General features: G+C 69.5%; 13 protein-coding genes. 4 read left to right on the top strand and 9 right to left on the bottom strand.

Annotated features, from left to right (window positions below; all coding sequences use genetic code 11):
- Position 1: 1 nt before the first annotated feature.
- From IEZ09_RS00820 to IEZ09_RS00830, 3 genes are read right to left on the bottom strand one after another with little or no spacing between them, the layout of a single operon-like run.
- Entirely contained in the window at positions 2-820 is an 819-nt protein-coding gene (locus IEZ09_RS00820) for an ABC transporter permease (protein WP_189251559.1), read from the bottom strand.
- Entirely contained in the window at positions 817-1,779 is a 963-nt protein-coding gene (locus tag IEZ09_RS00825) for an ABC transporter permease (protein ID WP_268247589.1), read from the bottom strand. The genes IEZ09_RS00820 and IEZ09_RS00825 overlap by 4 nt, the downstream gene beginning before the upstream one ends.
- Positions 1,780-3,534, bottom strand: a complete 1,755-nt coding sequence (locus IEZ09_RS00830; RefSeq protein ID WP_229812135.1) for an ABC transporter substrate-binding protein — start codon at positions 3,532-3,534, stop codon at positions 1,780-1,782.
- Positions 3,535-3,579: 45 nt separating this feature from the next.
- Here IEZ09_RS00830 and IEZ09_RS00835 point away from each other — a divergent pair, with 45 nt between their 5' ends.
- Both IEZ09_RS00835 and IEZ09_RS00840 read left to right on the top strand, forming a co-directional pair.
- Positions 3,580-4,407 (top strand): M55 family metallopeptidase, encoded by an 828-nt coding sequence (locus IEZ09_RS00835; protein WP_189251560.1) that lies wholly within the window; start codon positions 3,580-3,582, stop codon positions 4,405-4,407.
- Between the two features lie 64 nt (positions 4,408-4,471).
- A complete protein-coding gene (locus IEZ09_RS00840; protein WP_189251561.1) occupies positions 4,472-5,758 on the top strand; it encodes a M20/M25/M40 family metallo-hydrolase in 1,287 nt (428 codons plus the stop codon).
- Here IEZ09_RS00840 and IEZ09_RS00845 read toward each other — a convergent pair.
- The 3 genes from IEZ09_RS00845 to IEZ09_RS00855 form a co-directional block, all read right to left on the bottom strand.
- A complete protein-coding gene (locus tag IEZ09_RS00845) occupies positions 5,735-6,238 on the bottom strand; it encodes a pyridoxamine 5'-phosphate oxidase family protein (RefSeq protein ID WP_189251562.1) in 504 nt (167 codons plus the stop codon). The two genes, IEZ09_RS00840 and IEZ09_RS00845, sit on opposite strands and share 24 nt — an antisense overlap.
- A 73-nt stretch (positions 6,239-6,311) precedes the next feature.
- Positions 6,312-6,887, bottom strand: a complete 576-nt coding sequence (locus IEZ09_RS00850; RefSeq protein ID WP_189251563.1) for a pyridoxamine 5'-phosphate oxidase family protein — start codon at positions 6,885-6,887, stop codon at positions 6,312-6,314.
- Positions 6,880-7,806 carry a helix-turn-helix transcriptional regulator gene (locus tag IEZ09_RS00855; RefSeq protein ID WP_189251564.1) on the bottom strand — a complete coding sequence of 309 codons (927 nt, stop codon included), beginning with the start codon at positions 7,804-7,806 and terminating at the stop codon, positions 6,880-6,882. Before IEZ09_RS00855 ends, IEZ09_RS00850 begins: the two co-directional genes overlap by 8 nt.
- 63 nt (positions 7,807-7,869) lie before the next feature.
- On the opposite strand from IEZ09_RS00855, the gene IEZ09_RS00860 reads away from it, so the two are divergent.
- Complete coding sequence (locus IEZ09_RS00860) at positions 7,870-8,937, top strand: epoxide hydrolase family protein (protein ID WP_189251565.1); 1,068 nt, start codon at positions 7,870-7,872, stop codon at positions 8,935-8,937.
- Between the two features lie 526 nt (positions 8,938-9,463).
- On the opposite strand, the gene IEZ09_RS00865 is transcribed toward IEZ09_RS00860, so the two are convergent.
- The 3 genes from IEZ09_RS00865 to IEZ09_RS00875 are packed head-to-tail and all read right to left on the bottom strand — an operon-like array spanning position 9,464 to position 11,389.
- Entirely contained in the window at positions 9,464-10,057 is a 594-nt protein-coding gene (locus IEZ09_RS00865) for a DinB family protein (RefSeq protein ID WP_189251566.1), read from the bottom strand.
- A 5-nt stretch (positions 10,058-10,062) separates the two neighbouring features.
- Positions 10,063-10,674 (bottom strand): DinB family protein, encoded by a 612-nt coding sequence (locus IEZ09_RS00870; RefSeq protein ID WP_229812136.1) that lies wholly within the window; start codon positions 10,672-10,674, stop codon positions 10,063-10,065.
- Positions 10,667-11,389 carry a class I SAM-dependent methyltransferase gene (locus IEZ09_RS00875; protein WP_189251567.1) on the bottom strand — a complete coding sequence of 241 codons (723 nt, stop codon included), beginning with the start codon at positions 11,387-11,389 and terminating at the stop codon, positions 10,667-10,669. Before IEZ09_RS00875 ends, IEZ09_RS00870 begins: the two co-directional genes overlap by 8 nt.
- 104 nt (positions 11,390-11,493) lie before the next feature.
- Between IEZ09_RS00875 and IEZ09_RS00880 the strand changes: the two genes are divergently transcribed.
- Positions 11,494-13,152, top strand: a complete 1,659-nt coding sequence (locus IEZ09_RS00880; protein ID WP_189251568.1) for a M14 family metallopeptidase — start codon at positions 11,494-11,496, stop codon at positions 13,150-13,152.
- Positions 13,153-13,165 lie beyond the last annotated feature (13 nt).

A 13,165-nucleotide genomic window follows, 5' to 3' on the forward strand; every position in this document is an offset into this window, starting at 1 on the left:
GTCACCTCTTCGGCGTCACAACGGCTTCGAGGGCGCGCCCGACGAGCGTGAACGCCAGCACCACCACCACGATCGCGACACCGGGCGGCAGCAGGAACCACCACGCCCGCTGCGGCACCGCCCCGTGCAGCTGCGCCTGGTGCAGCATCGCGCCCCACGAGATCCGCGTCGGATCACCCAGCCCCAGAAACGCGAGCGTCGACTCGGCCACGATCGCCGTCGCCACCGCCAGCGTCGCGTTCACCAGCACCAGCGGCACCACCGACGGCAACACGTGCCGCCCGATCACGTGCACGTGCCCGCCACCGAGGGCACGAGCGCGTTCCACGAACGGCCGCGCCTCGATCGTCAGCGTCTGCGCCCGCACCATCCGCGCCGTCGACGGCCAGCTCGTCAGCCCGATCGCCAGCACGATCGTCCCCAGCCCGCGCGGCAGCACCGTCGACAGCGCGATCGCCAGCACCAGCGCCGGAAGCACCAGGAAGAAGTCCGTGATCCGCAGCAACGCGCCCGCGACGAGGCCGCCGAAGTGACCGCTCACGACACCCACGAGCGTGCCGATGCCGACCGCGAGCACCGCCGCCGTCAGCCCCACGAACAACGACGTCCCCGCACCCTGCGCCACCAGCACCGCCACCGACCGGCCGGTGTGGTCGGTGCCCAGCCAGAACTCCGCGCCCGGCGACTGCCACGGCGCCGCCGTCACCCGCGTCACGTCCAGCTCGTCCGCGGAGATCAGCAGCGGCGCGACCACCGCGACCAGCGCCGCGACCGCGAGGATCGCGGCACCGGCCACACCGGCCCTGTTGAACCTGCTCATACGACCTTCACCCGTGGATCCAGCACCCCGTACAGCAGCTCAGCCAGCAGGTTCATCACCACGACCGCGCCCGCCGTGACCACCAGCAGCCCCTGCAGCAGGAAGTAGTCGGGCCCGGTCAGCGCGTCGTAGAACAACAACCCCAGGCCCGGCCACGAGAACACCGTCTCCGTCGTGATCGCCCCGGCCACCACCAGCCCGAACCGCAGGAACACCAGCGTGATCGCGGGCAGCACCGCGTTCGGCACCGCGTGCCGGCGGCGCACCAGGTCGTCGCGCAGCCCCTTCGCCCGCGCCGTCGTGAGGTAGGGAGCGTGCATCTCCTCCAGCAACGACGACCGCATCACGAGCATGTACTCCGCGCACACCACCGCGACCAGCGTGAGCGAGGGCAGCACCAGGTGATGCCCCACATCCAGCGCCTGCGAGACGAAGTCCGGTGCCGTGTCGGTGTCGCGCATGCCCCGCGACGGGAACAGCTCACCCGTCGCCATCATCAGCAGCATGCCGAGCCAGAACGTCGGCACCGCCCACAACGTCAGCGACACCCCCGTCGTGGCCTTGTCGAACGCCGAGTCGCGCCGCCACGCCGCCCGCACCCCCAGCCACAGCCCGAGACCGACCGCGATCACCGTCGACGTGCCGACCAGCAGCAGCGTCGGCCCCAGGCGTTCGAGAATCACGTCGGCCACCGGGCGGCGGAACGTGAACGACGTCCCCAGGTCACCGCGCAGCAGTGAGGTGAAGTAGCTGAAGAACTGCTCGTGCAGCGGACGGTCCAGGCCGAACTGCGCCCGCAGTTCGGCCTGCATCGCCGCTGTCGTCGGCCGCCCGCGCGTCATCGAGACCACGGGGTCGCCGGGCACCACCCGGAACAGGAAGAAGCCCAGCACCGCCACCATCACCAGGCTGAGCGCGGCACCACCGAGCCGGCCCCAGAGACGAACCCCGCGTCGCACCTACTCGCGCTCCCCGGCCGTGGCCTTCCGCCTGCGCGTGTACACCACGATCGCCAGCAGCAGCGAGGACACCGCCGCGGCGACCACCGCGAAACCGACCCACGTCGAGCCGGACGTCGCGGCCCGCGCCGCCGGTTCGGCGCCGTAGTAACCCCACATGCCGTTCTGCGCCATGATCACGCCGCCCTGCGCGGGCTGCGTGGTGAACCGGGCGAAGTGATCCGAGCGGTAGGCCTCCAGCGCGTTCTCGTACGCGAGCACCACCGCGGGTACCTGGTCGTAGAACCGGGCCTGCATCTGCTTCACGAGCTCCACCCGCTTGCCCTCGTCGAACTCCGAGAGCTGACGCGCGTAGAGCTCGTCGTAGGTCTGGTCGCAGAAGTAGGCGTCGGTGGTGCCGCCCTTGCCGTCCGCGCCCGGCCGCTGCGCGCACGTGTGCAGCCCGAGGATGAAGTCCGGGTCCACGTTCGTCGCCCAGCCGGAGAACGCCAGGTCGTAGGTCGCCACCGTGGTCGCCTCGTTGAGCTGGTTGTCCGACACCAGCCGCACGTCCAGCGCGATGCCGACGTCGCCCAGCTGCCGCTTGAGGTACTCGCTGGCCTGCTCGTCGTAGGCCCGGCCGGCGCGGCCGGTCAGCCGCAGCGAGAACCGCGTGCCGTCGGCCTTGCGCGGATAGCCCGCGGCGTCCAGCGCGGCGTTCGCGGCCGCGGGGTCGAACTTGCGCAGCTCGGACTCACCCGGCTGCCAGTGCCACTTGCCGAACACCGGCGGCACCAGCCCGGCACCCTTCTCCGCGTACCCGAGGCTGACCCGCTGCACCAGCGCGTCCAGGTCGATGGCCTGCGCGATCGCCCGCCGCACCCGCACGTCCTTGAGCGCCGGGTTGCCGTCACCGATCGGCTCGCCGGCGCGGGTCTGCGCACCGGGGTTGATCAGCAGCTCGACGAACCGGCGGCCCTGCGCCTTGTTGCGGGTGACGCCTGGCTTGTCCTTGAGCGAGTCGAACTGCGCCGGTGCCATCCGGTTGACCAGGTCGACCTCGCCCTTGGCTAGCGCCTGCACCGCGGCGTCGGAGTTCTGGAAGTACACGAAGTGCAGCTCGTCGTACTTCGGCGCGCCGCGCCAGTAGCTCTTGTTGGCCTTGAGCTTGATGAACTGCCCGGCCACGTGCTCGGTGAGCACGAACGGGCCGGAGCCCACGACCGGCATCTGGTCGTTGGCGTAGTCCTTGATGTTCGTGACCTTCTCCCACACGTGCTTGGGCACGATCGGGACGTCCAGCGCCAGCATCGTGACCTGCGGCGCCTTGGTCCTGATCACCACGGTCCTGTCGTCCGGCGCGGTGACGGAGGAGAAGTTGGTGACGAAGCTGCCGTTCGCGGTCCTGGCGACCTCGTTGGTCAGCATCAGGTTGTAGGTGAACGCGACGTCCTGCGCCGTGATCGGCTGCCCGTCGGACCACTTCTTGCCCTCGGGAACGGTGAACGTCCACGTGAGCTTGTCGGCCGAGGGCTCCCACCTGTTCGCGATGCCCTCGGTGACCCGCTGGTCGTCCGCGGCGTAGGCGGTCAGGTAGTCGTACATCAACCGGCCGACCTCGGTGCTCGACTGGAACACCGCGAGGAACGGGTTCATCGAGTCGATCTGCTGCACGATCGCGACCTTGAGGATCACCCGCCCCTCAGCCGCGGCAGGCGGTGTTGCCAGCCCCAGTGTCGTTGCCACAGCGAGCAACGCGCACAACTTCACCCGCACGAAATACCCCTCTTCCCCAGCAGCCCACCGCTACGTTACTCAGCTGTGCGGATCATGATCTCGGCGGACATGGAAGGCGCCACCGGAGTCACCTGGACCGGGGACGTCATCCCCGGCACCGAGCAGTGGCAACGGTTCCGGCGGCTGTTCACGGGGGACGTCAACGCCTGCGTGACGGGTCTGGTCGCGGGCGGCGCGACCGAGGTGATCGTCAACGAGGCGCACTCCTCGCAGCGCAACCTGCTGCTCGAGGACCTGCACACCTCGGCCCGCATGCTCACCGGCCGCCACAAGCCGCTGTCGATGATGCAGGGCATCGACTCCGATGTGGACGGTGTCGTCTTCCTCGGCTACCACACCGGCGCTGGTTCTCCCGGCGTCCTCGCGCACACCTACCTGGAGAACTCCATCACCGGCGTGTGGCTCGACGGCGTGCACGCCTCCGAGGGACGCCTCAACGCCGCCCTGGCGGCCGAGTACGGGGTTCCCGTGCTGCTCGTGACCGGTGACGACCTGACGTGCGCCGACGCCGCGACCTACGCGCCCGGCGCCGGGCTGGTGGCGGTGAAGGAATGCGTGTCGCGGTATGCGGCCGTGTGTCTTCCACCCGCCGTGGCTTTTTCACACATCACAGAAGCCGCCACCGCCGCGATGGCCTCCGCCGGGCGCGGCGAGGGCGTCGTGACGGCGCACCGCATCGAGGTCGAGTTCGACGCCACCCACCTCGCCGACGCCGCCGCCGTCGTGCCGACCGTCGAGCTCATCGGCCCGCGCCGGGTCGGGTTCGACGCCGTGTCGATGACCGAGGCGATGAAGGCGTTCAAGGTCGTCACCCACGTCGCGGCCGGTGCGATCGAGGGCATCTACGGCTGAGCAGGCCCCAGCGACCTCCCGGGGCGTGGGAATTCCACCTGACGCGTACGGCTACGGTGGCTTCATGACGCTGGACGTGGCGCAGCTGTGCGCGCAGCTCATCCGCTTCGACACGACCAACCGCGGCGGCGGCGACTCCGCGGGCGAACGCGAGGCCGCCGAGCACGTCGCCACGATCCTGCAGGACAACGGCGTACCGCCCACGCTGCTCGAACCCGCGCCACGCCGCACCAACGTCCTCGCGCGCATCCACGGCACCGACCCGTCGCTGCCCGCCGTCCTGGTCCAGTCCCACCTCGACGTCGTGCCCGCCGACCCGGCCGAGTGGAGCTTCGACCCGTTCGCCGGCGAGATCCGCGACGGCTTCGTCCACGGCCGCGGCGCCGTCGACATGAAGGACATGGCCGCCATGACGCTCGCGGTGATCAACCGCTGGCACGTCGAAGGCCGCCGGCCCCGTCGCGACGTCGTGCTGGCGTTCGTCGCCGACGAGGAGGACCAGGGCGTGTACGGCGCGCATTGGCTCGTCGACCACCACGCCGCCCACTTCGCCGGGGTCCAGGCCGCGATCAGCGAGTCCGGCGGGTTCTCCTACGACGTCGACGGCGTGCGCCTCTACCCGATCGGCACCGCCGAACGCGGCACGTCGCACATGAAGCTCACCGCCGTCGGCCGCGCCGGGCACGGCTCCCGCAGGAACGACCAGAACGCCGTCACCGCGCTCGTCACGTCACTGGCGCGCATCGCCGCCCACCAGCACCCGGTCCGCCTGACGCCGACGGTCGAGGCGTTCCTCGTCGGCGCGGGCAAAGCCCTGGGCGTCGAGGTCGACCTGGACGACGTCGACGGCACGATCGCCCGTCTCGGGCCCGCCGCGAAACTGGTGGAGAACACGGTGCGGTGCTCCACGACGCCGACGATGCTGCAGGCCGGGTACAAGGTGAACGTCATCCCCGGCACCGCCACCGCCCAGCTCGACGTGCGGACGCTGCCCGGCACCGTCGACGAGCTCGAAGCGACCATCGACTCGTTGCTGTGCGAGGGCGTGACGCGGGAGTTCCTCGAGCACCAGCCGCCCGTCGAGGCACCGGTCGACACGGAGTGGTTCGCGTCTATGGCCGATGCGCTGCGCGACGAGGACCCCGCCGCGGTCGTCGTGCCCTACTGCCTCGGTGGCGGCACGGATGCCAAGGCGTTCAGCCAGCTCGGCATCGCCTGCTACGGGTTCTCGCCGCTGCTGCTGCCCGCCGGGTACGACTACCGGTCGATGGCCCACGGCGTCGACGAACGCGTCCCCGTCGCGGGCCTGGAGTTCGGTGTGCGCGTCCTAGACCGCTTCCTGTCGGGCTGACCGCCGCTCGGCCAGCTCCTGCACCGGCGTCGGCAGCGTGGTCTCGAAGTCGATCAGCTTCGCCCACGTGGGCGTGATGACGATCCGGACCATGCCGTCGGCGTAGAGGGAACGGACCTCGCGCTCCCACTCCACGCGCTGCTCCGGCGACATCTGGTAGCTGCCGTTCATCTGCAGGAACTCCTCCGGGATGCCGTCGACCGGGTCCAGCTCGGCCGTGCCGCGGATCAGCAGGATCTTCGGCGGGTGCACCTCGGTGTCGATCGTCAGCGCCACCGCGGGGTTCGCTCGCAGCGAGTGCAGCTTCGGCGCGTTCTTCGACGTGCACAGCACGATCTGCGCGCCGTTCCAGGTGAACGCGATCGGGATCGAGCGCGGCGTGCCGTCCTTGGCCACGTACGCCAGCCGCGTCAGGTCGCGGGCCAGCAGCTCCTTGCTCAACGGCCGGTTCAGCACCTCGGTGATCTCGCTCTGCCGCATCACTGCCTCCTTCGTCGTGTGCCCCTGGGACGGAGCCGTCACGACGGTCTCGACAGCACGGCCCAAGATTTTTTCACCGGGGCGGCAAGGGCAGCGGAACCGCGGGCAGGCCGTCGAGGCTCGCGATGTTGTAGGGCTTCTTGCCGGTGTACTCGCGGAACTCCTCGTCGCTCTTGCGGCCGAAGTAGTCCGCGTGCAGCTCCCGCTCGCCGCGGTAGTCCATGAACGGCACCGCGAACCCGCACGTGTCGGAGATCAGCTCGGCCGTCACCACGATGATCGCCCGCAGCGCCGGCCCGTCCGCCTCACCGAACCCCGCCACCAGCTCCGCGAACCGCGGGTCGTCACGGAACACCGGCTCGCCACGACCGTGGATGCGCACGATGCTCGGTGGCCCCTCGAACGCACACCACATCAACGTGATGCGGCCGTTCTCCCGCAGATGCGCGATCGTCTCGGCGTGACTGCCACCGAAGTCCAGGTAGGCCACCGTGCGGTCGTCGAGGATCCGCAACGTCCCCTGACGGCCCTTGGGCGAGAGGTTCACGTGACCGTCACCGGCCAGCGGAGCGCTGGCCACGAAGAACACCTTCTGGTTCTCGATGAACTCCCACAGCCGCGGCTCGATGCGCTCGTATTCCTTACCCATGATCAGCAGTATCGACGGCCCTGCGGAACCTGTCAGCCGTCTTTCCCAGGTGCGCAACGAGCTCCGCCGGCCCGTCCACCTCGAACTCGCTGTCGAGCATCCCCAGGTACAGCGCCAGCATCTGCGGCGTGTCCGACCCCGCCGTCATCCGGCACGTCACCTCGTCCACCGCCTCCACCAGCGCGGCAGGAACCTTCGCCGCGACCTCGTGCGCCGGCGCGTGCACCGTGACCGTCGCCCGGAACCGCCACGCTGCCGTCGCCAGCCCTTTCGCCAGGTGGGCCTCCAGGTCCGGCAGCTCGCGCGGGGTGAACCTCGGCCCCGTCGGGATGCGCGGCGTGATGCGATCGGCCCGGAACGTGCGCCAGTCCCGCCTCGCGACGTCCCACGCCACCAGGTACCAGCGGCCCCGCGTGTGCACCAGCCGGTACGGCTCCACCTCGCGCCGGTCCTCCTCGCCGCCGAACTTCACGTAGTCGAACCGCAGCCGCTCCTTCGCCCGGCACGCGGTGACGATGGCGGTGGCGATCTCGGGGTCGAGCTGCGCGGCCGTGCCGACGGTGTAGTCCTGCACCGCGGCGAGCCGGTGCCGCAGCCGCGACGGCAGCACCTGCTCCAGCTTCTTCAGCGCCCGCTGCGCGGTCTCGGAATCCTGCGTGCTCAGACTCAGCGCGATCGCGACCGCCTCGTCGTCATCGAGCAGCAACGGCGGCAGACTGGCCCCCGCACCCAGCTTGTACCCGCCCGCCACCCCCGGTGTCGCGTGCACCGGATAACCCAGGTTCCGCAGCCGCTCCACGTCGTTGCGCACGGTCCTGGTCGTCACACCGAGCCGCTCGGCCAGCTCGGGGCCCGTCCAGTCACGCGGGGTCTGCAACAACGACAGCAGCTTCAGCAACCGCGCCGACGTCTCCAGCATGCCCGCCACTCTCCCCGCGAATGAGGAACGAACCTTTCCGCAATCGTTCCTAGTGTCGTCGTCATGGACACCTTTCGCGTCGAAATCGCCCAGAACGACCTCTCCGACCTGCAGCGACGCCTCACCTCGGCCCGCTGGCCCGCCCAGTCCGGCACCGGCGGCTGGACGCGGGGCGTGCCGGTCGCAGAACTCCGCGCGCTGGCCGAGTACTGGGCCGACGGCTTCGACTGGCGCGGCGTCGAGGACCGCCTCAACGCCTTCCCGCAGTTCGTGACCTCGATCGACGGCCAGCGAATCCACTTCGTGCACGTCCGCAGCCCGCGCCCGGACGCCCTGCCGCTGCTGCTGATCCACGGCTGGCCCTCGACGTTCGCCGAGTACCTGTCGGTGATCGCCTCGTTGTCACGCGACCACCACGTCGTCGTGCCGTCCATCCCCGGCTTCGGCTTCTCGGTCCCCGTGACAGGAGCGTGGGACGTCTCCCGCACCGCCGCCGCGTTCGTGTCGCTGATGCAGCAGCTGGGCTACTCCCGCTACGGCGTGCAGGCGGGTGACGTCGGTGCGGGCATCGCCGGGGCGATGAGCCGGCTGACTCCCGCGGTGGCCGCGCTGCACATCAACGGACCCAGCTCGCATCCGTTTGGCGGGCCGCTGGCCACCGAGAACCTCGCGGGGGTGGAATTGGAGCGGGCCGAGCGGTTCAACTCGCTCGTCGCCACCGGGTTGGGGTACCTGCAGCTGATGTCGACCAAGCCGTGGACCATCGGGGCGTCGTTGGTGGACTCGCCGGTGGGGCTGCTGGCGTGGATCTACGAGAAGTTCCAGGCCTGGTGCGAGGTCGTCGACCGGGACGCGCTGCTCACCGCGGTGTCGATTTACTGGTTCACCGGGACTGGGGCCACTTCGGCTGAGTTCATCTACGAGTCCATGAACGCGCCGGGGACTTGGGGAGCGGCGGCCGCGCCTACCGGGTTCGCCACCTTTGGTGCTGACACCGGGATTCGGTCGGTGCTCGATCCTGAGGAGCGGGTGGCGCATTGGACCGAGTACGACCGCGGTGGGCATTTTCCGGCTGTTGAGGTGCCGGAGCTTTATGTGGCGGACGTGCTCAAGTACTTCTCCGGGGTCTAGCGGGTCCCGGCGGGTTGCGCGGGCAGTGACGAGCCGGGTCATTTCATCGCCGCTTCGCGACGATTGCGATTGGGGCTTGACTTCGGGGCCCCTTGCGAGGCGCAGATCGGCCTTCAAAAGCCGGGCAGGGCAGCACCTCGCACCCGAAGTCAAGCCCCAATCGCGAGCGTGCGTGGTTGCGTTAGGCGGTCGGGTTGCGGAAATACCGCTTGAACGGCGTGGCAATGCCCTGCACGGCTCGCTTCGCATCGCGGGTCGGGGGGCGTGCCCCGGCTCCGCCATCGGCCGTGCCGGGCAGCAGGATCTGCTCGCCGTCGGGGTTACCTAGTGCCTCGGGCGCATGTCCGCATGCATCTCACCGCACCGCGACCGCCGACGTCCCAGCACCGGTCGTCACCGCGCCCGCTGCCTTCTCGCCCCCGCAGCCTCCGTGGTGCCGCAGCCATCCTTGGCCCTCTGCCGGTACACCGCGATGCCATCCGCCGCCGCGCTCACACCCGGCTCGCCGTCTGCCGCGCCACCTCCGTCACCCCTGCCGGTCGGCCGCCTCCCGTGCCGCCTCCTCCACCCGCGCCCGGTACGCCGCCCAGTCCTGGTCGGGCAGGTTCGACACCCCGTCGCGCAGCCCCGCCGCGCCGTCCAGGCTTTCGCGCAGGATGTCCGCGTGGCCGGCGTGGCGGTTGGTCTCGGCGATCATGTGGACCAGCAGCAGGTGCAAGGTGACGTACTTGCGGTCCTCGGACCACCACGGGACCACGCCGGGCGCGTCCAGCGGCAGTTCGGAGATCGTGGTGTCGGCGAACTCCGTGGCGCGGCGGTACAGCGACACGATGTCCTCGCGGGACTCGTCGGCCGTGGCGAACATGTCCGCGTTCGGGTCGGCGCCGGTCTCGATTTGCTCGACCCAGGGCAGTTTCTCGGGAAACTCGCGGCCCATGCAGGCGCCGAAGTACTCCTGCTCGGTGGTGGCCAGGTGTTTGACCAGGTTCAGCAGGTTCGTGGCCGTCGGGGTGAGCGGGCGCCGCACGTCGTATTCCGAGAGGCCGTCGAGCTTCCACAGGATGGTTTCGCGGGCCGCGCGGAGGTAGCGGTGCAGGTCTGCTTTCGGGTCTGAGGCCATGCCGGTCAGCCTTGCAGAGCGCGAGCCGAGGCGAGTGCGATTTCTTCCAGGCGGGCGTGGTGCTCGGGCCACCACGACTCCGGCACGCCGGGCATGTTCGTGTTGCCGTCCTGCATGCCCACGGCGCCGTCGATCAGTTCGCGCACCACGTCCGCGTGGCCGGCGTGGCGGTGCAGTTCGATCGACACCTGCACCAGGATGTGCCGCAGCGTGACGGCACGGCGGCCCTCGGACCACCACGTGACCTCGCCCGGCGCGTCCAGCGGTAACTCGGTGATGGTCGCGTCGGCGAACGAGCGCACCTGCGCGTAGAACTCCAGCACGGACTCGCGTGACTCCTCCAGCGTCGCGTACATGTCCGACGCCGGAGCGGCATCCGCCGTGGACCACAGCGGAGGGTTGGGGAACGGGCGGCCGAACACGCGGCCGAAGTAGTTCAGCTCCACCCCGGCCGCGTGTTTGACCAACCCCAGCAGGTTCGTGCCCGTCGGGGTCAGCGGGCGGCGCACGTCGTACTCCGGCAACCCCTCGAGCTTCCACAGCAACGCCGAGCGAGCCGCGGTCAGATACCCGTGCAAGAGCTGTTTCTCGTCCACGACAAGCAGCGTCTCAGACACCACCGACAGTTTTGAGCACCAGCAGGTCCAGGTGGTCGACCACCGGGCCGGACTCCACCGCGGCCGCCTCCAGCAACCGCGAACGGCCCGCCTCGAACTCCGCGGCCGACAGCGAGCGCAGCAGCGTGTCCGCCTCCCACCGCACGGATGACGCCTTCTCCGCCAACGACGACGCCGTCACCTGAGGGATCGCCTCCAGGCGGTCGACCGCGAACCCCAGGCCGGCGGCCACCTCGGCCACCGTCGGGAACGACGACAACGCCCGCGTCGCCTCAGGGAAGAAGCGGAACAAGCCGATGCCGGAGTGCCGCTCCCGGAACAACGACCGCAACACCACCACTCCGCCCGGACGCAGCACCCGGCGCAGCTCCTCCCCGGCGGCGGCGAGATCCGGCACGTGGTGCACGACCGTCGACATCCACACCACATCGACCGACGCGTCCGGCAGCGGGATCGCGGCGGCGTGTCCGGCGAGCATCGGCAGCCCGGACGCCGATCTCATGTCCTGCGAGGGCTCCACCGCCACCACGGCCACGTCCGGGAACCACTCCGCGAACGCCCGCACGAACAACCCCGTCCCCGCACCCAGGTCCAGCACGGTCGCACCAGGCCGGAAGTAGGGCGCCACCGCGTCCCGCCACGACGACAACCCCACCGGTGAAATCTCACGGGCCACCCGGTACGAGGCGGCCTCCACAGCGTCGTAGCGCGTCATCTCGCCAGGTAACCCCATACGGATGGCGGGATGACAGTGAGCCTTGACACGGACTTCACTTACCCCAGCCATGTCCCTGCCGTGGTCCGAAAGGGTTGCCCTGCATGCGAAAGAACCAACTCAGACCCCTGATCGGGGTCGTCGTCGCCGCGAGCGTCGTGTTCACGATGGGAGGCGTGCCGACCGGCGCCGCTCCCTCTGCTCAGGAGACGACCACGAACTACCAGGTCAGCGGAGTTCGCAGCGCTGAACAGCGCAGCAAGCTCGCGAAGTCCGGTGCCGCGATCGACTCGGTCGAAGAACACGGCATCGTCGTGATCACCGCGACCGAGCGCGAGGTGCGCAACCTCAAGGCCCAGGGCTTCGAGGTCACCGAGCTGCCCAAGCGGATGGAGGCGAACTCCGAGATCGGGCCGTTCGACTTCCCCGCCGCGGACTCGAACTACCACAACTACGCCGAGATGACCGCCGAGATCAACCAGGTCGTCTCGCAGTACCCGAACCTGATCAGCAAGCAGGTCATCGGCAAGTCCTACGAGAACCGCGACATCATCGCGCTCAAGATCAGCGACAACGTCGGCGTCGACGAGAACGAGCCGGAGGTGCTGTTCACGCACCACCAGCACGCCCGCGAGCACCTCACCGTCGAGATGGCGCTGTACCTGATCAACCAGTTCACGTCGCAGTACGCGACCGACGCGCGGATCAAGGGCCTCGTCGACACCCGCGAGATCTGGATCATCCCCGACGTCAACCCCGACGGCGGCGAGTACGACATCGCGACCGGCACCTACCGGTCGTGGCGCAAGAACCGGCAGCCCAACGCCGGTTCCAGCAACGTCGGCACCGACCTCAACCGCAACTGGGCCTACAAGTGGGGCTGCTGCGGCGGTTCGTCGGGCAGCACCGGCAGTGACACCTACCGCGGTCCGAGCGCGGAGTCCGCGCCCGAGGTGAAGGTCGTGGCCGACTTCGTGCGCGGCCGCAACGTCGGCGGCAAGCAGCAGATCACCGCGTCCATCGACTTCCACACCTACAGCGAGCTCATCCTGTGGCCGTGGGGCTGGACCTACGACGACGTCGCGCCGGGCCTGACCCAGGACCAGCACGACACGTTCGCCAAGATCGGCCGGGACATGGCCGCGACCAACAACTACACGCCCGAGCAGTCCAGCGACCTGTACATCACCGACGGGTCGATCCCTGACTGGCTGTGGGGCACGCAGGGCATCTTCGCCTACACCTTCGAGATGTACCCCGGTTCCTCCGGTGGCGGCGGCTTCTACCCGCCCGACGAGGTCATCCCGGCGCAGACCTCCCGCAACAAGGAGGCCGTGCTGCAGCTGCTCGACCGCGCCGACTGCCCGTACGAGGCCATCGGCAAGGAAGCGCAGTACTGCGGCACGACCCCGCCGCCGGTCGGCAAGTACTTCGAGAACACCACGGACTTCCAGATCGCGGACAACAGCACCGTCAACTCCCCGATCGCGGTGTCCGAGGTGACGGGCAACGCCCCGTCGACCCTCAAGGTCGGCGTGGACATCAAGCACACCTACCAGGGCGACCTGAAGGTGGAGCTGATCGCCCCGGACGGCACCGCCTACGTGCTGCACAACCGCACCGGCGGCAGCGCGGACAACATCAACACCACCTACACCGTCAACGCCTCCAGCGAGGTCGCCAACGGCACCTGGCAGCTGCGGGTGAACGACAACGCCGCGCAGGACACCGGGTTCCTCGACAAGTGGAGCCTGCAGTTCTGAACGTCGTGAGCTG

It is taken from the genome of Lentzea flava, assembly GCF_014648475.1.
GTDB classification, from domain to species: domain Bacteria; phylum Actinomycetota; class Actinomycetes; order Mycobacteriales; family Pseudonocardiaceae; genus Lentzea; species Lentzea flava.

What these genes read in the sequence shown, in the direction of transcription:
- IEZ09_RS00820 (WP_189251559.1), bottom strand. Translation starts at nt 820, where the DNA reads ATGAGCAGGTTCAACAGGGCCGGTGTGGCCGGTGCCGCGATCCTCGCG.
- IEZ09_RS00840 (WP_189251561.1), top strand. Translation starts at nt 4,472, where the DNA reads ATGACGCTGGACGTGGCGCAGCTGTGCGCGCAGCTCATCCGCTTCGAC.
- IEZ09_RS00845 (WP_189251562.1), bottom strand. Translation starts at nt 6,238, where the DNA reads ATGCGGCAGAGCGAGATCACCGAGGTGCTGAACCGGCCGTTGAGCAAG.
- IEZ09_RS00850 (WP_189251563.1), bottom strand. Translation starts at nt 6,887, where the DNA reads ATGGGTAAGGAATACGAGCGCATCGAGCCGCGGCTGTGGGAGTTCATC.
- IEZ09_RS00855 (WP_189251564.1), bottom strand. Translation starts at nt 7,806, where the DNA reads ATGCTGGAGACGTCGGCGCGGTTGCTGAAGCTGCTGTCGTTGTTGCAG.
- IEZ09_RS00860 (WP_189251565.1), top strand. Translation starts at nt 7,870, where the DNA reads ATGGACACCTTTCGCGTCGAAATCGCCCAGAACGACCTCTCCGACCTG.
- IEZ09_RS00865 (WP_189251566.1), bottom strand. Translation starts at nt 10,057, where the DNA reads ATGGCCTCAGACCCGAAAGCAGACCTGCACCGCTACCTCCGCGCGGCC.
- IEZ09_RS00875 (WP_189251567.1), bottom strand. Translation starts at nt 11,389, where the DNA reads ATGACGCGCTACGACGCTGTGGAGGCCGCCTCGTACCGGGTGGCCCGT.
- IEZ09_RS00880 (WP_189251568.1), top strand. Translation starts at nt 11,494, where the DNA reads ATGCGAAAGAACCAACTCAGACCCCTGATCGGGGTCGTCGTCGCCGCG.